This window comes from Achromobacter spanius (assembly GCF_002966795.1).
In the GTDB taxonomy this organism is placed as follows: domain Bacteria; phylum Pseudomonadota; class Gammaproteobacteria; order Burkholderiales; family Burkholderiaceae_B; genus Achromobacter; species Achromobacter spanius_D.
Genome location: NZ_CP023270.1, coordinates 1808163 through 1829437 on the forward strand (window position 1 = coordinate 1808163; position 21275 = coordinate 1829437).

Below are 21275 nucleotides of genomic sequence, written 5' to 3' on the forward strand. Positions count from 1 at the left end.
CTCCCTATGCGGCGAATTCTAAAGCCTTGGATACGATTTCCTGCACGTTGCGCGACAGGCCGTCGTGCTGGCGCACTTTTTCAAGCGCGGCCTGCATGGGTGCGCGCAGCGTGGGGACGAAGCGCGACCAGTTGTCCAGCGCACGCGCCAGACGCGCGGCAATTTCCGGATTCAGGGCGTCCAGCGCCAGCACCTGCTCGGCCCAGAAGGCATAGCCCGATCCATCCGGATGGTGCATGCCGCGGGCATTGTTGAGGCAGAACTGGAAAATGAGCGCGCGGGCGCGATTGGGGTTGCGCAGCGTGAAGGCTGGGTGCTTCATCAGCTCGCGTGCGGTCTGCACGGTCGTGGAGCGGGCAGCCGCCTGCAGCGCGAACCACTTGTCCACCACCAGCGGATTGGCGCTCCATTTCGTGTAGAAAGCGGCCAGCGCCTGCTGCGGGAAGTCGCCTTGTCCAAAATTGATCAGAGCGGTCAGCGCGGCCATGCTATCGGTCATGTTACCGGCGTTGGCATATTGCTGTTCGGCCAGGCGCTGGGCCTCGGGTTCGCCGGCGGCCATCAGGTGGCTGAGCGCCAGATTCTTCAGGGCGCGCATGCCGGCCGGAATCGGGGCGGGGCTGTATTCGCCCGGCGTCTGGTTCTCGTCGAAGGCGCGGCGGAATTCGGCCTGAAGTTGCCGCCCCAGTTCGGCGCGCAGGAAATCTCGCGCCACGGCCAGTGCGGGCGGATCCACCTGCTGCATGCGTTCGGCGAGCGTCTTTTCCGAAGGCAGGGCCAGGGCGCGCGCACGATAGGCGGCGTCCAGTGCGGGATCGGTGAGCAACGCGCGCCAGGCGTCGATGAAGGCAGCGTCCGCGTGCAGCGTGCGGCCCGCCTGGCGGGCATCGGCCAGCGCAAGGATCTGGCGGGTGGCCAATTCCTGGCCGGCTTCCCAGCGCGCGAACGGATTGCCGTCGTGCGCGGACAGCAGCGCCAGTTCTTCGTTGGACCAGTCGTAGTCCACGATGACCGGCGCGGAAAAGTCGCGTAGCAGCGAAGGCACGGGCGGTTCGGCGATATCCTCGAACACCCATTGCTGGCTTTGCGTGGTCAGTTCCAGCAGGGCGGTGTCCACGACGGCGCCGTCAAGGCGCAACGGCAGCGCATTGCCATCGCGGTCCAGCAGGCCGATCGCAAAGGGAATGTGGAAGGGCGCTTTCACGTAGTCCGGGCCGGCCTTCTTTTCGACGCCGACGGGCGGGCAGGACTGGGTCAGCGTCACGGTGCAACGGCGTGCGGCAGCGTCGTGATCGAGCCGGACCGCAACGCGCGGCGTGCCGGCCTGCCGATACCAGCGGCGAAACACCGACAGGTCGCGGCCGGGGTGTTGGCTGACGTAGACGGATTCCATGGCAGCAACAAAATCGTCGCACGTGACGGCCTGGCCGTCGTGGCGGCGGAAATATTCGTCCATGCCCGCGCGAAAACCTGCCTCGCCCAGCAGCGTGTGCTGCATGCGGATGACCTCGGCGCCTTTCTCGTACACGGTGGCCGTGTAGAAGTTGCCGATCTCCTGGTAGCTTTCCGGACGGATCGGATGCGCCATGGGGCCCGCGTCTTCAGGGAACTGCGCGGCGCGCAGCGCCACGACATCGTCGATGCGCTTGACGGCGCGCGCGCTGGCGGCAGCTGCGGCATCCATATCGCGCGCCATCATGTCGGCGCTGAATTCCTGATCGCGGAAAACCGTCAGGCCTTCCTTCAGGCTCAGTTGGAACCAGTCACGGCAGGTGACGCGGTTGCCGGTCCAGTTATGAAAGTATTCATGCCCGATGACAGATTCGATACCTTCGTAGTTCGCGTCGGTGGCCGTCTGCGGATCGGCCAGCACGTAGGCCGCGTTGAAGATATTCAGGCCTTTGTTTTCCATGGCTCCCATATTGAAGTCATGGACGGCGACGATCATGAAGCGGTCCAGATCCAGTTCGAGCCCGAAGCGGGTTTCATCCCAGCGCAGCGAACGCACCAGCGAATCCAGCGCCCATTCTGTCTTGGTTTCGGAACCCGGGTCGCTATACACCTGCAGCAGCACATCGCGGCCGCTGACGGTCTTGACCGTGGTTTCACGATGCGTGAGGTTGCCCGCCACCAGTGCGAACAGATAGCAGGGCTTGGGAAATGGATCTTCCCATTCGACCTCGTTGCGCCCGTCGGGCAACTGGCGCGAGGCGATCAGGTTGCCGTTGGAGAGCAGCACGGGATAGTAGGGCTGGGCGCGCAGCGTCACGCGATAACGCGACATGACGTCGGGACGGTCGGCAAACCAGGTAATGCGCCGGAATCCCTCAGCCTCGCATTGCGTGAAGAAATTGCCGCCTGACACATACAAACCCATCAGCGTGGAATTGGCGGACGGCTTGCAGCGGCTGACGATTTCAACGGTGGCGTCGGCGGGCAGGTCGCGCAGCGTGAGCGTGTGTTCGGACAGCTGGTAGCTGGCGGCGGGCAGGGGTTCGCCATTCACGCCTACCGACACGAGTTCCAACTCTTCTCCATCCAGGATCAGGGCGGCGTCGGCGCTGGCTTCAGGCCTGCGCTGCACGTGCATCGTGCAGCGCACTTCGGTCGCGTCGGGCGCGAGGTCGAAGGCGAGGGCGACTTCGGGAATTTCGTAGGGGTAGGGCTGGTAATCCTTGCGGTAAACGGTAACGGGCGTGTCGGTGCGCATGGGATTTGCAGTCCTGTATGAACAAGAAGGCTATTGTAGTGGCTGGCCGGTGAGCGGAACCTTGGGCTTACGGGCTAGCCTGAAAACTTTTGGCAAGCGCTTATGTCAAAGCTCGTTATGATGGCGCCGTCGCGCACAGAGGAGTCGCAAATGTCCAGGTCGTCTTGGTTCAGCAGTCTAGGCCGGTGGGCCGGTATTTTTGCCGTGCTGGGGGCGATGACGTTGACGGGCTGCGCCGCGCCGACCGTCTCGGCGCGCGTGACGTCGTTTCAGCAATGGCCGGCGGCAGTCGAAGGACAGACCTATCAGTTTGTTCCCGCCGATCCGTCGCAAATCAATAATCTGGAATATCAGTCCTTCCAGGATATGGTGCGTGCAGGTATCGGCGCCACGGGCCTGGTCGAGGCGCGACAGGGCGTGAAGGGCCGCTTCGAGGTGTCGTTCCGTTATGGCAGCACGCAGACTCAGGTGATGGTGCGCCGTCCGTACGACCCGTATTTCTATGGCGGCTATGGCGGTTTTTACGGGCCGGGGCCCTGGGGCATGGGGGCGGGATTCTGGGGGCCGGACTGGGTCGACGTACCCATGGTGGTGCAGCGAAATTCGCTGTCGCTCTTCATTCGCGATACCCAGCAGGGCGGCGCCGAGGTTTACCGTTCGACCGCCTTCATATTGAGCGAGCGCGACGATTTGATTCGCACCATGCCCTATCTGGTGCGGGCCATATTCGACAATTTCCCCGGCAATAATGGCGCTGAACGCGAGATTCAATTCCCCGCGCGTTGAATCGGCGAGGCGCCCTGAGGCGCCTGCCTAAAACAAAAACGGCGCACCATGATGGTGCGCCGTTTTTATTTCTTACTGAGGAATAGGTTTTATTCCTTGATAAGAAAACTCTCGCGGGTGGCGCCGCCGGCCTCTTCGGCCGCGAGCCAGCGCGGCGCCTTGCCGCGGCCGCTCCAGGTTTCGCCAGTTTGCGGGTGGCGGTACTTGGGCGCCACTGCGCGCTTGGCGGCGCCGCCTGCGCGGGCGGGGGCGCTGGCCTTGCGGCGGCCACCCGTGGCAGCGCGGGCAGGCTTGCCGGCGCCATACGCGGCGATGATTTCTTCGGGCGTAATGTCGTACTCGCGCATCGAGGTGATGATGGACGTGATCACCGGCTTGCGGCGCTTCGTCTGGAGGACTTCCGCCTTCTTTTGGAGCTTGTTGATTTCCTTTTCGATCTTTGCTTGCAGAGCTGCGTAGGTTTCTCGGGCCATGGTTTTATTCCTGATTATGGAACTGCTTTAATCGCCGGCGAAGTTATGTTTATTTGTTGTGCCTCGCATAATACAGAATTTGAGTCCGGGTATCGCCATTCTCAGACTAATTACTTTGTATCAAAAGGGCCGGAAGGCTTATCGCTTGCGGGTCACCGCAATTTTCACAACATAGGAAGCAATATCTTAAATTTGGGACAAACTGAAACAAGCGCCTGCTTGGCTTACGGGTTTGGCTTGAAACCGCTGATTGTCGGACAACCGCGGAAACGGCGTGACGGCTGGCCAAACCGGCAGCGTGCAGCCATGCGAAGGGAACTATCAGCGCATGTCTCGCGTCAATCACCGAGCGCTCGATGCGTGCTGAATTTGTCGCGATCGCACGCGTTATACATTATGGCTTTGTGCCCCCCTTGCGGTGGTATGCCCCCAAAACAACGGTGTTCCGTCCCCCGGATTTCATTTTGTTGTCAGGTCGTACGACAAGATCGAAATCGCCAGGCAGGCTATTCAGCTTGAGCGTAATTGCTTAACTTGGTACTTAACTTGATACGCAGTATGCCGCCCCCATCTATATGGGCGAGATAATCCGAGACCATTTTGTCCCGCGTGGCGTGCCCATTTGCCACCGCGGCGTGCCGTGACTTTTGGCGGGGGCCGCGACGCCGGGCCCGTGTCGGCGGTACGATACGGTCTTGAGCGCCATCACGCGCGTGCGCGGCCACGGTGCCGTTCCTGAACTGAGCCTATGAAAATCATTGACCCCGCCATTGCTTCCCTGGCCACCGCCAAATCCCTTCTGCTCGACCCCTGGGGTCTGACCGAAGCGGACATGGCGCGGGCACTGGGTGAAATCTTCACCCACAAGGTCGATTACGCCGACCTGTACTTCCAGTACACGCGCAGCGAAGGCTGGAGCCTTGAAGAAGGGATCGTCAAGACGGGCAGTTTCTCCATCAGCCAGGGCGTGGGTGTGCGCGCCGTCAGTGGCGAAAAGACGGCATTCGCCTATTCGGATTCCCTGTCGCCCGAGGCGTTGCTGTCGTCGGCGCACGCCGTGCGCGGCATCGCGCGCCGCGGCGCCGGCAAGGTCAAGGTCGCGGCCCACGTCGAGGCCGAGATCGGCCGCAGCCTTTATGCGGACATCGACCCCGTGGCCAGCCTCAGCGCGCCTGAAAAGGTCGCGTTGCTCGAGCGCATCGAGCGCATGGCGCGGGCGCGCGATCCCCATGTGATCCAGGTCATGGCCGGCCTGGGCGCGGAATATGACGTGGTGCTGGTCGCGGGTAGCGATGGCCGTCTTGCCGCCGACGTGCGCCCGCTGGTGCGCCTGTCGCTTACCGTGATCGCCGAACGCAATGGCCGGCGCGAGATGGGTCATGCGGGCGGCGGCGGACGGCTGGGCCTGGCCTACTTCACCGACGAGATGCTGCAGGGCTATGTCGAGCGCGCGGTGCACGAAGCCATGGTCAACCTTGAGGCGCGTCCGGCGCCGGCCGGCGAAATGACGGTTGTCCTGGGTTCGGGCTGGCCGGGCATTCTGCTGCACGAAGCGGTGGGTCACGGTCTGGAAGGCGACTTCAATCGCAAGGGATCCAGCGTGTTTTCCGGCCGCATCGGCGAGCGCGTGGCGTCCAAGGGCGTCACCGTGATCGACGACGGCACGATTCCGGATCGCCGCGGCTCGCTCAACATCGACGACGAAGGCAATGCCACCCAGCGCAATGTCCTGATCGAAGACGGCATCCTGCGCGGCTACATGCAGGACACGCTGAACGCCCGTCTGATGAAGACCGCCGCCACCGGCAACGGCCGCCGTGAGTCCTTCGCGCACCTGCCCATGCCGCGCATGACCAACACGTACATGCTGGCCGGCGACAAGCCCGCCGACGAAATCGTGGCCTCGGTCAAACGCGGCCTCTATGCCGTCAATTTCGGCGGCGGTCAGGTCGACATCACCAACGGCAAGTTCGTGTTCTCGGCTTCCGAGGCCTACATGATCGAAGACGGCAAGGTCACGTATCCGGTCAAGGGCGCCACGCTGATCGGTAATGGCCCCGACGCGATGAACCGCGTCACCATGATCGGCAACGATCTGCAGCTCGACTCGGGTGTGGGCACCTGCGGCAAGGACGGCCAGAGCGTGCCCGTCGGCGTGGGCATGCCGACGGTCCGCATGGAAGGCCTGACAGTCGGCGGCACGGCCTGACGAGATAAATGGGGGCGGCACGCGGCAAAAATCCGGCGTGACGCCCTCAAAAAACTGTGCTAGAGTCGGTCCCCATGAAATTCGCGTTCCCCGCCTTTTATTTTTATTTTTTTGGTTTTCTGAAGCCGCTGGCGGAGGAAGGGACGCGCTCAATCTGAAGTTTGGAAAGAATCCCCCCAAAAAAGCCGCCAGCGAATCTGGCGGCTTTTTTTATGCCGCCGTGGCGGGCAACCCAGGAGCAGTACCGTGTCGCACAACACCGATGACCTTCGTATTCGAGAAATCAAGGAACTGAATCCGCCCTCGCACGTGATGCGCGAGTTCGCCTGCACCAAGGAGGCGTCCGAGACCGTCTTCGCCGCACGGCAAGGCATGCACCGCATCCTGCACGGCATGGACGATCGCATGATCGTTGTGATCGGCCCGTGTTCCATCCACGACACGCGCGCCGCCATCGAATACGCCAAGCGGCTGAAGCCCGTGCGCGATCGCCTGAGCGCCGACCTGGAAATCGTGATGCGCGTCTACTTCGAAAAGCCGCGCACGACCGTGGGCTGGAAGGGTCTGATCAATGATCCCGACCTGGACGGCAGTTTCGACATCAACAAGGGCGTGCGCGTGGCTCGCGAACTGCTGCTGGACATCAACAGCATGGGCCTGCCGGCGGGATGCGAGTTCCTGGACATGATTACGCCGCAGTACATCGCGGATCTGGTCTCCTGGGGGGCGATCGGGGCGCGCACGACGGAAAGCCAGGTGCACCGCGAGCTGGCGTCGGGCCTGTCGTGTCCGGTGGGATTCAAGAACGGCACGGACGGCAACGTGAAGATCGCCGTCGACGCGATCAAGGCGGCGTCGCAGCCGCACCATTTCCTGTCGGTGACCAAGGGCGGTCATTCGGCCATCGTGTCCACCGCGGGCAACGAGGACTGCCACGTGATCCTGCGTGGCGGCAAGACGCCGAACTACGATGCGGCCAGCGTGGACGCCGCGTGCCAGGACGTGTCCAAGGCCGGCCTCGCGCAGCGCATCATGGTCGATGCCAGCCACGCCAACAGCAGCAAGAAGCCGGAGAACCAGTCGCTCGTCGTCGAAGACGTGGCGCGCCAGATGGAGGCCGGCGATGCGCGCCTGGTCGGCGTCATGGTTGAAAGCCACCTGCTGGGCGGCCGCCAGGACATGGTGCCCGGCCAGCCGCTGGTGTACGGCCAGAGCATCACCGACGGCTGCATCGACTGGGATGCCTCGGTCGCCGTGCTGGAACGCCTGGCGCAGGCCGTGCGCGAACGCCGCCGCGTTGCGCTGACCTCGGGCAAGTGATTCCGGAAAGAGATTTCGGAAACTGAGGGGGATTTGCGTCGCGCACCGTCAGCCTGGGGCGGTGTGCGGCGCAGCACCCGAGGCGGCGTAGAATATTCGGATTATCGAACCCGGGAAACCACGAGATCATGAACGCTCCCTTGCACGCCGAATCGTTGCGCCGCGCGGTTCCGGCCGCCTGTCTGGATGCCCTGCGTGCGCACTTTGGCGACCGCCTGTCGGAATCGGCCGCCGTGCGCGAACACCATGGCCGCGACGAATCGCCTTATCCGGCCATGCTGCCTGACGCCGTGGTCTTTGCGCAGTCGACGGAAGATGTCGCGTTCGTCGCCAAGGTGTGCAACGAGCATCGCGTTCCCTTGATTCCGTACGGCGCTGGCTCTTCGCTCGAAGGCCACATTCTTGCAATCCAGGGCGGCATCAGCCTGGACCTGTCGCAGATGAACAAGGTCCTTGCCATCAACGCCGAAGACCTGACCGCCACGGTGCAGGCCGGCGTGCTGCGCAAGCAGCTCAACGAAGAAATCCGCAGCACCGGCCTGTTCTTTCCGATTGACCCGGGCGCCGACGCCAGCCTCGGCGGCATGGCCGCCACCCGCGCCTCGGGCACCAATGCCGTGCGCTACGGCACGATGCGCGAGAACGTCATGTCGCTGACCGTCGTCACTGCGGACGGCCGCATCATCCGCACCGCCGGCCGCGCCCGCAAGTCGTCGGCCGGCTACGACCTGACGCGCATTTTCGTGGGCAGCGAAGGCACGCTCGGCATCATCACCGAAGTGACCGTGCGCCTGTATCCGCAGCCCGAAGCCGTGTCCGCCGCCGTCTGCAATTTCCCGACGCTGGACGCCGCGGTGCAGAGCGTGATCGAGATCATCCAGATGGGCGTGCCGATCGCGCGCGTCGAGTTCATGGACGCCGCCAGCGTTCGCTCCGTCAACCTGCACAGCAAGCTGACCCTGCGCGAAACGCCGCTGCTGGTGTTTGAATTTCATGGCAGTCCCGCCGGCGTGCAAGAGCAGGCCGAAACCGTGCAGGCGATCACGGCCGAGCATGGCGGCATGGACTTCGAATGGGCCGAGCGCCCCGAAGACCGCAGCCGCCTCTGGACCGCGCGCCACAACGCGTATTTCGCGGGCCTGCAGTTGCGTCCCGGCTGCCGCGCCAGCACCACCGACGTCTGCGTGCCGATCTCGCGCCTGGCCGATTGCGTGCGTGAAACCGTCGAGGAACTGGACCGCGCGAGCTTCCCGTACACCATCGTCGGCCACGTGGGCGACGGCAACTTCCACGTGCTGATGCTGCTGGACGCCGACAGCGCGCAGGAATGGCAGGAGTCGGAAGCCATCAATCACAACCTCGTGCGCCGGGCGATCGCAGCCGACGGCACCTGCACGGGAGAGCACGGCGTCGGCCTGCACAAGATGCAGTTCATGGCGGAAGAGCACGGCGAAGACGCGCTGGACCTGATGCGCAGTCTGAAGCACGCGTTCGACCCGAACAACATCCTGAACCCGGGCAAGATCGTGTCCTGGTAATCAGCAGGGGGGGCCGCAACAGCCCCCCTCGCATCGGCAGCGCCTGCTGCTTTTACGCGACAAGCCGCTGCGCGATTTACGGCCGGTTACGTATGATCTGGCCGCAAATGCCCGTAAATGCGTCAGGTGCGGGTAAATCCCGGCCTGATTAACATGGGCACTCGCGCTATTGTTGCGCTCATGAATTCACTGGTCGAAACCGGCCTGGCACAAGTGCAGGCGCCTTATACGCAGCAGCAGCTCATCGAGGCGTTGTCGGCCGCGTTGCCCGCGCACTGTGTGCTGTATCGCGAAGAGGACACCCGTCCTTACGAATGCGATGGCCTATCCCTTTACCGCTCGATTCCCGCGGTCGTTGCCTTGCCTGAAACGGAAGCGCAGGTGCAGGCCATCATGCGCATCTGCAAGCGGCTGAATGCGCCCATTGTGGCGCGCGGCGCCGGAACAGGGCTGTCGGGCGGCGCCATGCCGCACAGCCAGGGCGTGTTGCTGGGGCTGTCCAAATTCAATCGGATCAAGCATATCGACCTGGCCAGCACGACCGCCATCGTCGAGCCGGGTGTGCGCAATCTTGCGATCTCCGAAGCGGTGTCGCCGTACGGGCTGTACTACGCGCCGGATCCGTCGAGCCAGATCGCGTGCTCCATCGGCGGCAACGTCGCGGAAAACTCCGGCGGCGTGCATTGCCTGAAGTACGGCCTGACCGTGCACAACGTGCTGCGCGTGCGCGTGGTCACGATCGACGGCGATGTGGTCGAACTGGGATCGCACGCGCCGGACGCGCCCGGACTGGATCTGCTGTCGGTGTTCGTCGGCTCCGAGGGCATGCTGGGCGTTGTCACCGAAGTGACCGTCAAGCTCATCCCGAAGCCGGCCTGCCAGCAGGTGGTCATGGCCAGTTTTTCCAGCGTCGAGGCGGCTGGCAATGCGGTCACGCAGGTGATCGCGGCGGGCATGATTCCCGCTGGCCTGGAAATGATGGACCGCCGCGCGACGCACATGGTGGAACCGTTTGTCCGCGCGGGCTACGACATGGACGCGCAGGCCATCCTGCTGTGCGAATCGGACGGCACACCCGAAGAGGTGGCGCACGAGATCGCGCGCATGGAAGCGGTGTTCCGGCAAGCCGGCGCCACCCGCTGCCAGGTGTCGGCGTCGGAAGCGGAACGGCTGAAATTCTGGGCGGGGCGCAAGAACGCGTTTCCCGCCGCCGGGCGCGTGTCGCCCGACTACTACTGCATGGACGGCACGATTCCGCGCCGCCATCTGGCGCGCGTGCTGGGCGCCATTGAACAGATGGAAGACGAATTCGGCCTGCGATGCGCCAACGTCTTTCATGCCGGCGACGGCAATCTGCATCCGCTGATCCTGTTCGATTCGAATAAGCCGGACGAGGTGGAGCGCGCCGAGAAATTTGGCGCGGCCATTCTTGAGCTGTGCGTGCAGGTGGGAGGAACCGTGACCGGAGAGCACGGTGTGGGAATGGAGAAGATAAATCAAATGTGCGTGCAATTCTCTCGCGAAGAACTCGACGCGTTCCTGGCAGTCAAGCGGGCCTTTGATCCGCCGTGCCTGCTGAATCCTGAAAAGGTCATCCCCACGCTGGCACGCTGCGCCGAATACGGCAAGATGCACGTCCATGCGGGAGAACTGCGCTTCCCCGATCTCGCCCGCTTCTAGGACGTATCCCTTATGGATTTTGTCCTGTCGGAATTGTGCGACCAGGTCATGACGGCCCGTGCCGGCCACAAACCCCTGTTCGTGATGGGCGGCGGCAGCAAGCGGTTCTACGGTAACTACCGTCCCGTGAGGCCGCAGGATGGCCATTGCCTGCTCGATATGACGCCTTACCGCGGCATCGTGAGCTACCACCCGTCCGAACTTGTCGTGACGGTGCGTGCCGGAACGCCGCTGGCCGAGTTGGAGGCCGCGCTTGCCGAGAACGGCCAGATGCTGGCCTTCGAACCGCCGCACTTCGCGCCCACGGCGACCGTGGGCGGCTGCGTGGCGGCGGGCCTGTCGGGTCCGCGCCGCATGACCGCCGGCGCCTTGAAGGATTTTGTGCTCGGCGCGCAACTGCTGGACTCGGACGGACGCATCCTGTCCTTCGGGGGCGAGGTCATGAAGAACGTGGCGGGCTATGACGTGTCGCGGCTTCTGGCCGGCTCGCACGGCATCTTCGGCGCCATCCTGGAGGTGTCGCTGAAGGTCGTGCCCAAGCCGATGCAGGAGATGACGCTGGCGTTGCCCGCGACGCAGGCGCAGGCGCTGGCCAACTTTGCCTTCTGGCGCGGCAAGCCGTTGCCGATCTCGGCGTCGAGCTGGGCGAGCGAAGGCGATGGCGCTGACGGCGTGACGATGGTGCGCTTATCCGGCGCGCCGCCCGCGTTGGCCAGCGCACGAGTGCTGATCGGCGGCGATGTGCTGGCGCCCGATGCGGCCGACGCATGGTGGCGCTCGTTGCGCGAACAGACCCACGCGTTCTTTGCGCCGGACCGGCCCTTGTGGCGCCTGGCCCTGCCGCCTACCACCGCAGTCCTGGAGCTGGGGCCGACGCTGGTGGAGTGGGGCGGCGGTCAGCGGTGGCTGAGCGGCCCGCGCGATGCGGCCGAGCTGCGCGAGACGGCGGCCGGGCATGGCGGCCACGCGACGCTGTTCCGGCCCGCCGATACCCCGCCGCCCGCCGACGGCGTGTTTCATCCGCTTGCGCCGGGTGTCGGCGCGATCACCCGCAGGCTGAAGCAGGAGCTCGATCCCGCCGGCCTCTTCAACCCCGGCCGCCTGGTCCTGGATCTGTAGGACATCATGCAAACCAATCTGGCCTCCTGGGCAAGCGGCACCGATCTGGGCAACGAGGCGGACGCGATTCTGCGCCGCTGCGTGCATTGCGGTTTCTGCACGGCTACCTGTCCCACGTATCAGGTCCTGGGCGACGAACTGGACAGCCCGCGCGGGCGCATCTATCTCATCAAGCAGGTGTTGGAAGGCAAGGAGCCCACGCAATCCACGCAGCAGCATCTGGACCGCTGCCTGACCTGCCGCAATTGCGAGACCACCTGCCCGTCCGGCGTCGAGTACGGCCATCTCGTCGACATCGGCCGCAAGATCGTGGACGAGCGCGTGGAGCGATCGTGGGGCGACAAGACAAAACGCACGTTGCTGCGCAAGGCGATGCTGTCGCCAATGTTCGCGCCGGCCATGCGCCTGGGCCAGCGGCTGCGGGGCGTGCTGCCGCAGTCGATCCGGCGCAAGGTGCCGGAGCGCCGCGACGCGGGCCCGCTGCCGCAGGTGGCGCGGCATGCGCGTCAGGTGCTGATGCTGGCGGGCTGCGTGCAACCGGCCATGATGCCCACCATCGACGCCGCCACCATCCGCGTGCTGGATGCGGTGGGCATCGGCGCGCGCATCGCGCCGGGCGCCGGCTGCTGCGGCGCGGTCAGTTTCCACCTGGATGCGCAGGACGAAGCCGTGGCGCAGATGCGCGCCAACGTCGACGCGTGGTGGCCGCTGGTGCAGGACGGCAAGGTCGAGGCCATCGTCATGAATGCGTCGGGCTGCGGCGCCATGGTCAAGGAGTACGCCCACCACCTGCGCCACGACCCGGCCTATGCGCAGAAAGCCGCCGACATCGTGGCGCTGGTGAAGGACGTGGCGGAGATCGTCGCGCCGCACGCCGGGTTGCTGCGGTCGCGCCTGCCGGCCGGCACGCGGGCATCGTTTCACCCGCCGTGCACGTTGCAGCACTGGCAGGGGCTGCGGCCGTTGTCCGAGCAATTGCTGGTCGACCTGGGCTTCGAACTGCAGCCGTTCGCGGACAAGCATCTGTGCTGCGGATCGGCGGGCGCGTATTCGGTATTGAATCCGGAAATCGCGCTGGAGCTGCGCGACCGCAAGCTGGGCGCCATTGCGGTGGGCGGTCCCGATGTGATCCTGTCCGCCAACATCGGGTGCATCGGGCATCTGCAAAGCGGCACCGACACGCCGGTGCGCCATTGGGTCGAAGTGGTCGACGAGCAGTTGCGCCGCGCTGCGCAGGGCTAGCAGCCCGCGCAGCGCCTGGCGTTGCGGTTATTCCACGGCCTTGACCATGTCTTCGAGCACCTTCTTGGCGTCGCCGAAGACCATCATCGTGCGGTCCATGTAGAACAGCTCGTTGTCCAGCCCGGCATAGCCCGAGGCCATCGAGCGCTTGTTCACGATGACCGTGCGCGCCTTGTAGGCTTCGAGGATGGGCATGCCGGCAATCGGTGACTTGGGATCGTTCTTGGCGGCCGGGTTGACCACGTCGTTTGCGCCCAGCACCAGCACCACGTCGGTCTGGCCGAACTCGCTGTTGATGTCTTCCATCTCGAAGACCTGGTCGTAAGGCACTTCGGCCTCGGCCAGCAGCACGTTCATGTGGCCGGGCATGCGGCCGGCAACGGGGTGGATCGCGTACTTGACGGTCACGCCGCGCGCGGTCAGCTTTTCGGCCAGTTCCTTCAGGGCATGCTGGGCCCGCGCCACGGCCAGGCCGTAGCCGGGCACGATGGTCACACTTTCGGCGTTGGTCATCAGGAACGCCGCGTCGTCCGGGCTGCCCGACTTGACGCTGCGTTGCGGCGCGTCGCCTGCTGCCGCGCCGCCGCCCGACTGGCCGCCAAAGCCGCCCAGGATCACGTTGAAGAACGACCGGTTCATCGCCTTGCACATGATGTAGGACAGGATGGCGCCCGAAGAGCCCACCAGCGATCCGGCAATGATCAGCATGGGGTTGTTCAGCGAGAAGCCGATGCCCGCCGCCGCCCAGCCGGAATAGCTGTTCAGCATCGACACCACCACCGGCATGTCCGCGCCGCCGATCGGGATGATGATCAGCACGCCCAGCACGAAGGCGATGAGCGTCATGATGATGAAGGGCGTCCATTCCTGCGTGAGCATGAACCAGACGCCGCAGCCCAGCATCGCCAGCGCCAGCGCCAGATTCAGCATGTGCTGGCCGGGGAACACCACGGGTGCGCCCTGGAACAGCCGGAACTTGTACTTGCCGGACAGCTTGCCGAAGGCGATGACGGAGCCCGAGAACGTGATGGCGCCCACGAACGTGCCGATGAAGAGCTCGAAGCGGTTGCCGGTGGGAATCGCCATGCCGGGCGGCGCGATGCCGAAGGCGTGCGGCTCGGCCACGACGGCCACGGCGATCGCGACCGCCGCCAGGCCGATCATGCTGTGCATGAAGGCGACCAGCTCGGGCATCTTGGTCATCTCGACGCGCTTGGCCATCAGCGTGCCGATGGAGCCGCCGACCAGCAGCCCCAGGACGACCCATCCCAGTCCGATCGTGGCCGTGCCGCTGCGCGCCAGCCCGACGATGAGCGCCGCGGTGGTCACCACGGCGATCGCCATGCCGGCCATGCCGAAGGCGTTGCCCAGGCGCGAGGTGGTGGGATGGGACAGGCCCTTGAGCGCCTGGATGAAGCAGACCGAGGCAATCAGATAGAGCAGAGTGACGAGGTTCAGCGAGATCATTTCGCTTCCTCCTTGCCCGGCTTGCGGTCCTTCTTCTTGAACATTTCAAGCATGCGCCGCGTCACGAGAAAGCCGCCAAACACGTTGACGGCGGCCAGCGCCACCGCAAAGACGCCCATGCCGCGCGCCAGTCCGCCTTCGGTCAGCGCGGCGGCCAGCATTGCGCCGACGATGATGATGGCGGAAATGGCGTTGGTGACGGCCATGAGCGGCGTGTGCAGCGCGGGCGTGACGTTCCAGACCACGTGGTAGCCGACGTAGATGGCCAGCACGAAGATGATGAGATTCATCAGGGTGGGATTGATCGCTTCCATGGTCACGTCCTCCGCGTCACATTGCCGCCTTCGCACACCAGGCAGGCCGCCACGATTTCATCGTCGCGCTGGATTGCCAGCGCGCCGTCCGCATTGATGATGAGCTTCAGGAAATCCAGGATGTTGCGCGCGTAGAGCGCCGAGGCGTCGGTGGCGACCAGGCCGGGCAGGTTGGTCAGCCCGATGATCGTCACGCCGTGCTTTTCGACGATTTGCCCTTTTTCCGACAGCGGGCAGTTGCCGCCGCGTTCGACGGCAAGATCCACGAGCACCGAGCCGGGCTTCATGGCCGCCACCGTGTCCGCCGAAACCAGCGTGGGGGCGGGGCGTCCTGGGATCAGCGCGGTGGTGATGACGATGTCGGCCTGCTTGCAGCGTTCGGACACCAGCACGGCCTGGCGCGCCATCCAGGCGGGCGGCATGGGCCGCGCATAGCCGCCTGTGCCTTGTGCGATCTCGCGCTCTTCGTCGGTTTCGAAAGGCACGTCGATGAACTTGGCGCCCAGCGATTCCACCTGTTCACGGGCGGCGGGACGCACGTCGGAAGCCTCGACCACCGCGCCCAGCCGCTTTGCGGTGGCGATGGCCTGCAGTCCCGCCACGCCGGTGCCCAGGATGACTGCGCGCGCGGCCTTCAGGGTGCCGGCAGCCGTCATCATCATGGGGATCAGCCGGCCGTAGTGGTGGGCCGCCAGCAGCACGGCCTTGTAGCCGGCCAGGTTGGCCTGCGACGACAGCACGTCCAGGCTTTGCGCGCGGGTAATGCGCGGCGCGGCTTCCAGCGCGAAGCCGGTCAGGCCGGCGGCGGCCAGTTGCGCCAGGCCCTCGGCGTCGAAGGGATCGAGCATGCCGATGACCACGGTACCCGGCTTCATGTGGGGCAATTCTTCGGGCGCGGGCGCGCGAACCTTCATGACCAGTTCGGCGCCCAGGGCATCCTGGGCTGAACCGAGCGTGGCGCCCGCCGCGACATAGGCATCATCGAGATAGCGGGCGGCGGCGCCTGCCCCGCGCTCCACGATGACGGTGTGCTTGCCGCCGACGTACTTCTTGACGGTCTCCGGTGTTGCTGCGACACGGGTTTCCCCGTCTCGGGTTTCCTTAGGTATCCCGATGTGCATCGACGCCTCTCCTCAGAAGGTTCGCCGTAGTTATACACGGAATGTGCGCTCTCACGCCTCCCCCGTTTTGGCCGCTTGCGCGCGGCAAAAAAAAAGCCCCATGGCGAACCATGGGGCGGGGGTCTTGCAACCCGGCGTGTGACCGGCGGCGTTTCTTATGCCGTCTGCGTGCGGGTCCAGGTGATCAGCGCGGCGGTGAGGTCGCGCAGATCGGCCTTCAGGCGGCCGTAGTTGTCGGTCGGACGCAGCGACACTTCGTCCATGTAGAGCTTGCGGTTGATCTCGATCTGCAGGCTGTGGCGGCCTTCTTGCGGCCGGCCGAATGCGCGCACCAGTTCCACGCCCTTGTAAGGATCGTTCACGGTGACGTTGTAGCCGCGCTCGCGCAGCCAGGCGGCGATGAATTCGCGGAAGGCCGGATCGCTGGTGCTGCCGTCGCGGTCACCCAGCACGAAGTCGGGATGGACCAGGCCCGGGCGATCGGTGGCGAATGCGCCGGCGACGCTGGGCATCGAGTGGCAGTTGATGTGCCAGACCTTGCCGAACTTGCGGTGGGCGTTGTCCAGCACCTGGCCGAGCGCGGCGTGATAGGGCTTCCAGCAGGCATCGATGCGGTGGCGCACTTCGTCCACCGTGAGCTTGCGGTTGTACAGCGGGGTGCCGTCATCGAGCATGCGCCAGATCAGGCCCTTGCCAAGCTTGACCTTGGAGGAGGCGTTGATCGCGTCGGGCCAGGCGGCGTCCAGCAGCACTTCGTCGATTTCGTCGGCGGCGCGGTTGGCGTCGATGTAGGCGCGCGGAAATGCGGCGGCGATCATCGGAACGCCCATCTCGATGGCGTCGCCCCACAGATCGTCAACCCAGGTGTCCTCGGCCGTGCGCAATGCGCCAAAGTCCACCGCGGCGGCGAAATTGGGGGGGTAGGCCGTGCCGCTGTGCGGGGAATCCAGCACAAGGGGGGCCGAGATTTCCGAATCGGGATAATGCTGCGGGAGGTCGAGGCGGTAGGACAGGGGCTGGGTAAGTCGCATAAGGGGGTACTGCGTTCGTGAATCGGAGGTCCTCGCGCGCCACGGGCACGCGAGGACCGAAGATCGCTTAGTCGATCTTCACGTTGGCTTCTTTGGCGATGCGCTTGTTCTTGGCGATTTCAGCCGAGATCTGCGCGCCAAATTCGGCCGAGGTGTTGGCCGCGGGCGACGCGCCCAGCGCGGCGAGGCGGCTCTTGACGTCATCTTCGGCGCTGACCTTCTGGACTGCGGCGTTCAGCTTGGCCAGAACGGGGGCGGGCAGCTTGGCCGGGGCGACCAGACCGAACCACGACGCGTCGTTCACGGCCGGCAGGCCGGCTTCGGCGAACGTGGGCACGTTCGGCAGCGCGGCCACGCGTTGCGGCGCGGCGACGGCCATGGCGATCAGGCGGCCGGACTGGACGTGCGGCAGCGTGGAGGGCAGGTTGTCATACATGACGTCGACCTGGCCGGCCAGCGCGTCGTTCAGCGCGGGGCCCACGCCACGGTACGGCACGTGCATCAGGTCGGTGCCCGAGGCCATCTTGAACAGTTCGCCCATCATGTGCGAGACCGAACCGTTGCCGGCCGACGCGTACGTCAGCTTGCCGGGCTGGCTCTTGGCCAGCGTGATGAATTCGGCGATGGTCTTGGCCTGGACCTTCGGGTTGATGGTCATGATGTTCGGCACGGCGGCCAGGTTCGAGACAGGCGTGAAGTCCTTCTCGCCATCGAACGGCAGGTTCGGGTAGATGGCCGGGTTGATGCCGTGCGTGCTGACGGTGGCGATGCCCAGGACGTAGCCGTCCGGCGCGCTGCTGGCGACGAACGCGCTGCCGATCGAGCCGCCGGCGCCGCCGCGGTTTTCCACGACGACGGTCTGGCCGAGTTCCTTGCTGAGCTTGTCGGCGAACAGGCGGCCGACGATGTCGGTGGTGCCGCCGGGCGGGAAGGGAACGATCAGGCGGATGGGCTTGCTGGGATACGCATCTTCAGCGTGCGCGATACCCGAGGTCAGCGGCGTGGCCAGGGTCGCGGCGGCGACACACAGGCCCAGGACTACATTACGGCGTTGCATGAATTCCCCTACTAATGAATGAACGGCGGATGCGCAAAGGCAGACGCAAACCCGACGATTCTTTCCCGGGAGGCATGTTTGCGCAAACGAAAGATTCTCCGTAAGCTATGACTTTTTTTCATACCTCTTTTCGGCAGGCCTCCGTCACCGTTACATTTTTGTAACATTCGTCGCCCGGCCTTTTGCCGTCATCAAGCCCGCAGGGCAAGGGAGCCCCACATTCGGTGGGGGCTGCAGATGAGGCGTTTCTGTCCCTCTTTAACGGATCTTCAGGCGTTCGAAGTTGCCGCCCGGCACAGCAGTTTTACGCGCGCCGCGCAGGAGCTGTGTGTGACTCAGGGGGCCGTGAGTAAACAGGTGAAACATCTGGAAGAGTTCGTCGGTGTCGAGCTATTCCTACGAATCAGGCAAGGCCTGGTTCTGACCGAAGCGGGCCGCAGCTATCTGGCCAAGATCCAGGCCGGTCTCGGGCAGATCGAAGCGGCCACCGTCGAACTGATCGCGCACCAGGGGCGCGGCGGCACGCTCAACCTGACCTGTATGCCGACGTTCGGCGCGCGGTGGCTGATCCCGCGCCTGACGGCCTTCATGCGCCTGCGTCCCGACATCCATGTGGAATTCCTGCCGCACCGCCAGGGCTACGACTTTTCCACGCCCGAACTGGACGCCGCAGTGCGCTTCGGCGAGGGCCTGTGGCCGGGCAGCGGGGCGGACTACATCGTGGGCCGCGAGATCCTGCCGGTCTGTAGTCCCCGCCTGATCGCGGGCGGATGCCAATCGCCTGAAGACCTGCTGGCGTATCCGCTGCTGCACCATACGTCGGCCCTGGAAGGCTGGCGCGACTGGTTCGAGCAGGCCGGGTGCGACACGCGGCGCAGCCTGGAAGGCGCCCGCTTTGATCAGTACGCCTTGCTGTCGCAGGCCGCCGCGGCGGGTTTTGGCGTAGCGTTGATCCCGCGCTGCCTGATCGAGGACGAGCTGCGCGACGGCAAGCTGGCCATCGCGATCCAGCTCCCGATCCGGGCGCGCATGGGTTATTACCTGTGCTACCCCGAGCAGAAAGCCAACCTGCCCACCCTGCAGGCCTTCCGCACCTGGCTGATGGAGGTCTCGCGCGCCGCTGAGCCGCAGCCGCGGGAAGACGCCTTGTCCGATCTAAAATAGCCGCATCATGAGTCAAACATCCACCAAGAAAGGCCGCGTTGTCGTCGGCATGTCCGGCGGGGTCGATTCTTCGGTCACCGCCTGGCTGCTCAAGCAACAGGGCTACGAGGTCGTCGGCCTGTTCATGAAGAACTGGGAAGACGACGACGATTCCGAATACTGCTCCACCCGCCAGGATCTCCTGGATGCCGCAAGCGTCGCCGACCTGGTGGGCGTGGAGTTCGAATACGTCAACTTCGCCGCCGAATACAAGGACCGCGTGTTTGCGGATTTCCTGCGCGAATACTCCGCGGGCCGCACGCCCAATCCTGACGTCCTGTGCAATGCCGAGATCAAGTTCAAGGCGTTCCTGGACCACGCGATGGCGCTCGGCGCGGAACACATCGCGACCGGCCATTACGCCCGCGTGCGCGAAGTGCCCGCCGACGGCGGCGGTTCGCAATTCCAGTTGCTGAAGGCGCTGGACGCATCCAAGGACCAGAGCTACTTCCTGCACCGCCTGAATCAGGCGCAGTTGTCCCGCACCCTGTTTCCGCTGGGCGAGATCCACAAGACCGAAGTCCGGCGCATCGCGCACGAGATCGGCCTGCATAACGCCGCCAAGAAGGATTCCACCGGGATCTGCTTCATCGGCGAGCGTCCGTTCCGGGAATTCCTGAACCGATACTTGCCCACCGAGCCCGGTCCCATCCTGACGCCAGAAGGGCAGAAGGTCGGCCGCCACGAAGGCCTGTCGTTCTACACGCTGGGCCAGCGCAAGGGGTTGGGCGTGGGTGGCGTCAAGGGCCGGCAGCGGGACGACGGCACGGCCGAGGCCTGGTATGTGGCCCGCAAGGACCTGGAACGCAACGTGCTGTACGTCGTGCAGGGGCATGACCATCCGTGGCTGCTGTCCAGCAGCCTGAGGGCACAGGACGCAAGCTGGGTCGCGGGGCAGCCGCCGGCGGCAGGCGCCTATGGCGCCAAGACCCGCTACCGGCAGGCCGACGCGGCGTGCCGCCTGGGCGATGCGGCGCCGGAGACGTTTTCACTGGATTTCACCGAACCGCAATGGGCGGTGACGCCTGGGCAGTCGGCCGTGCTATACGATGGCGAGGTTTGCCTGGGCGGCGGGATCATTCTTTAAGAATGCGCCGCTGCACGTACCCAAGGCCCCCCGGTGCCATGCCCGCGGGGCCTTGTTCATGAGAATAAAACTGAGGAGACGGTTGTGGATGTGACGATGGTGATCTGCCTGCTGGTGCTGGGCGGGGTGGTGGGCTTTGCCGCGGGTTTGCTGGGGATTGGTGGCGGCATGCTGCTGGTTCCGTTTTTGACGATGCTGTTCACCTGGCAGGGCATGCCCGCCGACCTGGTGGTGCACGCCGCGATCGCCACGTCCATGACGTCGATCCTCTTTACCTCCATTTCCAGCGTGCGCGCCCACCAGCAGCGAGGCACCATCAAGTGGCGCATCGTCGCGGCGATGGCGCCGGGCATCATCGTCGGCGGGCTGCTGTCGGGCGGCGCGGTGTTCGCGGCGCTGAGCACGCTGTGGCTGTCGCTGTTCTTCGCGCTGTTTGTCGGCTACTCCGGCTGGAGCATGCTGCGCAACAAGAAGCCCAAGCCCACGCGCCAGATGCCGGGCGTGGTCGGAACCAGCGCGGCGGGAGCGGGCATCGGCTTCCTGTCGGGCCTGGTCGGCGCCGGGGGCGGCTTCCTGTCGGTCCCGTTCATGGTCTGGTGCAACGTGGCCCTGCACAACGCGGTGTCGACCTCGGCGGCGCTGGGCTTTCCCATCGCGCTGGCCAACAGCGTGGGCTATATCGTCTCGGGCCTGAACGAAGCCCAAACGTACCCGGGGATGCTCGGCTTCATCTACTGGCCGGCACTGCTGGCGCTGGTCTGCACCAGCGTTCTTACGGCGCCGCTGGGTGCGCGCATGGCCCATCGCCTGCCGGTGCAGACGCTCAAGCGCGTGTTCGCCGCGCTGCTGTTCGCGCTGGCGGCGTATATGCTGTTCAAGGCCTGGCAGACCTGGACGATCTGATCCCGGAATGAAAAC

17 protein-coding genes are annotated in these 21275 nt (G+C 65.0%); 10 read left to right on the forward strand and 7 right to left on the reverse strand.

All coding sequences use genetic code 11. The annotated features are described in order from the left end of the window. Positions 1–4: 4 nt before the first annotated feature. A complete protein-coding gene (gene pepN, locus CLM73_RS08125; protein ID WP_105238022.1) occupies positions 5–2710 on the reverse strand; it encodes an aminopeptidase N in 2706 nt (901 codons plus the stop codon). Between the two features lie 150 nt (positions 2711–2860). Here pepN and CLM73_RS08130 point away from each other — a divergent pair, with 150 nt between their 5' ends. Next, positions 2861–3496, forward strand: coding sequence for a DUF4136 domain-containing protein (locus CLM73_RS08130; RefSeq protein WP_105241423.1), 636 nt, complete (start codon positions 2861–2863; stop codon positions 3494–3496). 89 nt (positions 3497–3585) lie between these two features. On the opposite strand, the gene CLM73_RS08135 is transcribed toward CLM73_RS08130, so the two are convergent. After that, the gene (locus CLM73_RS08135) at positions 3586–3969 is read right to left on the reverse strand and encodes an H-NS family nucleoid-associated regulatory protein (protein ID WP_056567295.1); all 384 of its coding nucleotides are present in this window, start codon (positions 3967–3969) and stop codon (positions 3586–3588) included. A gap of 748 nt (positions 3970–4717) precedes the next feature. Here CLM73_RS08135 and tldD point away from each other — a divergent pair. From tldD to glcF, 6 genes are all read left to right on the forward strand, one after another. Next, positions 4718–6178, forward strand: coding sequence for a metalloprotease TldD (gene tldD / locus CLM73_RS08140; protein ID WP_105238023.1), 1461 nt, complete (start codon positions 4718–4720; stop codon positions 6176–6178). Positions 6179–6424: 246 nt separating this feature from the next. Beyond that, entirely contained in the window at positions 6425–7498 is a 1074-nt protein-coding gene (gene aroG / locus CLM73_RS08145; protein ID WP_056567293.1) for a 3-deoxy-7-phosphoheptulonate synthase AroG, read from the forward strand. Positions 7499–7626: 128 nt separating this feature from the next. Continuing rightward, complete coding sequence (locus CLM73_RS08150) at positions 7627–9036, forward strand: FAD-binding oxidoreductase (protein ID WP_105238024.1); 1410 nt, start codon at positions 7627–7629, stop codon at positions 9034–9036. Between the two features lie 180 nt (positions 9037–9216). Beyond that, on the forward strand, positions 9217–10716 hold the full coding sequence (locus tag CLM73_RS08155) for an FAD-linked oxidase C-terminal domain-containing protein (protein WP_056567291.1): 1500 nt from the start codon (positions 9217–9219) through the stop codon (positions 10714–10716). Positions 10717–10728: 12 nt separating this feature from the next. After that, positions 10729–11835, forward strand: coding sequence for a glycolate oxidase subunit GlcE (gene glcE, locus CLM73_RS08160; RefSeq protein WP_105238025.1), 1107 nt, complete (start codon positions 10729–10731; stop codon positions 11833–11835). 6 nt (positions 11836–11841) lie between these two features. Next, on the forward strand, positions 11842–13077 hold the full coding sequence (glcF, locus tag CLM73_RS08165) for a glycolate oxidase subunit GlcF (protein WP_105238026.1): 1236 nt from the start codon (positions 11842–11844) through the stop codon (positions 13075–13077). Positions 13078–13104: 27 nt separating this feature from the next. On the opposite strand, the gene CLM73_RS08170 is transcribed toward glcF, so the two are convergent. From CLM73_RS08170 to CLM73_RS08190, 5 genes are all read right to left on the reverse strand, one after another. Then, on the reverse strand, positions 13105–14544 hold the full coding sequence (locus CLM73_RS08170) for an NAD(P)(+) transhydrogenase (Re/Si-specific) subunit beta (RefSeq protein WP_105238027.1): 1440 nt from the start codon (positions 14542–14544) through the stop codon (positions 13105–13107). Further along, the gene (locus tag CLM73_RS08175; RefSeq protein ID WP_006224972.1) at positions 14541–14858 is read right to left on the reverse strand and encodes an NAD(P) transhydrogenase subunit alpha; all 318 of its coding nucleotides are present in this window, start codon (positions 14856–14858) and stop codon (positions 14541–14543) included. The genes CLM73_RS08170 and CLM73_RS08175 overlap by 4 nt, the downstream gene beginning before the upstream one ends. A gap of 2 nt (positions 14859–14860) precedes the next feature. Beyond that, positions 14861–15979, reverse strand: coding sequence for a Re/Si-specific NAD(P)(+) transhydrogenase subunit alpha (locus CLM73_RS08180; protein WP_105238028.1), 1119 nt, complete (start codon positions 15977–15979; stop codon positions 14861–14863). A 155-nt stretch (positions 15980–16134) separates the two neighbouring features. Then, the gene (locus CLM73_RS08185; protein ID WP_105238029.1) at positions 16135–17010 is read right to left on the reverse strand and encodes an N-formylglutamate amidohydrolase; all 876 of its coding nucleotides are present in this window, start codon (positions 17008–17010) and stop codon (positions 16135–16137) included. A gap of 67 nt (positions 17011–17077) precedes the next feature. Continuing rightward, complete coding sequence (locus CLM73_RS08190; RefSeq protein WP_105238030.1) at positions 17078–18067, reverse strand: Bug family tripartite tricarboxylate transporter substrate binding protein; 990 nt, start codon at positions 18065–18067, stop codon at positions 17078–17080. A 237-nt stretch (positions 18068–18304) separates the two neighbouring features. Here CLM73_RS08190 and gcvA point away from each other — a divergent pair, with 237 nt between their 5' ends. From gcvA to CLM73_RS08205, 3 genes are all read left to right on the forward strand, one after another. Then, entirely contained in the window at positions 18305–19231 is a 927-nt protein-coding gene (gene gcvA, locus CLM73_RS08195; RefSeq protein WP_105238031.1) for a transcriptional regulator GcvA, read from the forward strand. A gap of 7 nt (positions 19232–19238) precedes the next feature. Further along, positions 19239–20357 (forward strand): tRNA 2-thiouridine(34) synthase MnmA, encoded by a 1119-nt coding sequence (gene mnmA / locus CLM73_RS08200; RefSeq protein ID WP_105238032.1) that lies wholly within the window; start codon positions 19239–19241, stop codon positions 20355–20357. Positions 20358–20441: 84 nt separating this feature from the next. Further along, entirely contained in the window at positions 20442–21260 is an 819-nt protein-coding gene (locus tag CLM73_RS08205; RefSeq protein ID WP_105238033.1) for a sulfite exporter TauE/SafE family protein, read from the forward strand. Positions 21261–21275 lie beyond the last annotated feature (15 nt).

Bases quoted from the DNA above. Each gene is read 5' to 3' on its own strand.
- pepN (WP_105238022.1), bottom strand. From the start codon at position 2,710: ATGCGCACCGACACGCCCGTTACCGTTTACCGCAAGGATTACCAGCCC.
- CLM73_RS08130 (WP_105241423.1), top strand. From the start codon at position 2,861: ATGTCCAGGTCGTCTTGGTTCAGCAGTCTAGGCCGGTGGGCCGGTATT.
- CLM73_RS08135 (WP_056567295.1), bottom strand. From the start codon at position 3,969: ATGGCCCGAGAAACCTACGCAGCTCTGCAAGCAAAGATCGAAAAGGAA.
- tldD (WP_105238023.1), top strand. From the start codon at position 4,718: ATGAAAATCATTGACCCCGCCATTGCTTCCCTGGCCACCGCCAAATCC.
- CLM73_RS08150 (WP_105238024.1), top strand. From the start codon at position 7,627: ATGAACGCTCCCTTGCACGCCGAATCGTTGCGCCGCGCGGTTCCGGCC.
- CLM73_RS08155 (WP_056567291.1), top strand. From the start codon at position 9,217: ATGAATTCACTGGTCGAAACCGGCCTGGCACAAGTGCAGGCGCCTTAT.
- glcE (WP_105238025.1), top strand. From the start codon at position 10,729: ATGGATTTTGTCCTGTCGGAATTGTGCGACCAGGTCATGACGGCCCGT.
- glcF (WP_105238026.1), top strand. From the start codon at position 11,842: ATGCAAACCAATCTGGCCTCCTGGGCAAGCGGCACCGATCTGGGCAAC.
- CLM73_RS08170 (WP_105238027.1), bottom strand. From the start codon at position 14,544: ATGATCTCGCTGAACCTCGTCACTCTGCTCTATCTGATTGCCTCGGTC.
- CLM73_RS08175 (WP_006224972.1), bottom strand. From the start codon at position 14,858: ATGGAAGCGATCAATCCCACCCTGATGAATCTCATCATCTTCGTGCTG.
- CLM73_RS08180 (WP_105238028.1), bottom strand. From the start codon at position 15,979: ATGCACATCGGGATACCTAAGGAAACCCGAGACGGGGAAACCCGTGTC.
- CLM73_RS08185 (WP_105238029.1), bottom strand. From the start codon at position 17,010: ATGCGACTTACCCAGCCCCTGTCCTACCGCCTCGACCTCCCGCAGCAT.
- CLM73_RS08190 (WP_105238030.1), bottom strand. From the start codon at position 18,067: ATGCAACGCCGTAATGTAGTCCTGGGCCTGTGTGTCGCCGCCGCGACC.
- gcvA (WP_105238031.1), top strand. From the start codon at position 18,305: ATGAGGCGTTTCTGTCCCTCTTTAACGGATCTTCAGGCGTTCGAAGTT.
- mnmA (WP_105238032.1), top strand. From the start codon at position 19,239: ATGAGTCAAACATCCACCAAGAAAGGCCGCGTTGTCGTCGGCATGTCC.